At 41.4% G+C, this 643-nt stretch carries 1 protein-coding gene; it reads left to right on the forward strand.

What is annotated here, in order from left to right:
* Positions 1-509: PTS transporter subunit EIIC (locus BABA_RS12835; protein WP_007085620.1), on the forward strand; the 509-nt coding region annotated here is incomplete at its 5' end.
* Positions 510-643: the final 134 nt, after the last annotated feature.

Raw genomic sequence — 643 nt, forward strand, 5'->3', positions numbered from 1 at the left:
ATTCTCTTGTAGCAACATTCCCGTCAGCTATCCAACAAATGATGTTGGGAGCAACAGCATTCTCAAAATTAGCACCAGAGAAAGTCTGGACACTTGCTAATACACCAATCATTGGTGATTTGAACAATATTTCAGCCCTTGTTAACCAAGGTACACTGACAGTTATTGGTCTTATCTTTGCCTTTTCTTGGGGTTACAATTTGGCCCGTGCTTACGGAGTCAATGACCTCGCTGGTGGTATCGTATCAGTTGCAACCTTATTTGCAGGTTTGCCAAACCAAATGGGCAAATTTACAGCAGCAAATGGTACAGGTAAAGCTGGTGTAGCAGCAACTGACAAGCTTAATGGCGTTCTTGGTGATCAAGGACTTGCCGCTTGGAAACCACTCTTTGCCTCAGCTCACCTTGATGCTGGAGCTTACTTCACAGTTATTATTATGGGTGCCCTTGCAGTTATTATTTATGCAAAACTCATGCTTGCTGACATCACAATTAAGATGCCAGAATAAGTTCCACCTGCAGTAGCAAAAGCTTTCTTAGCAATCATTCCTACAATTGCAGCACTTTATATCGTTGGTCTAATCTACTACATCATTGGTAAATTGACAAATGACTCTGTCATTAACCTGATTACCCACTATAT

The organism is Neobacillus bataviensis LMG 21833 (genome assembly GCF_000307875.1).
Taxonomy (GTDB): Bacteria; Bacillota; Bacilli; order Bacillales; family Cytobacillaceae; genus Neobacillus; species Neobacillus bataviensis.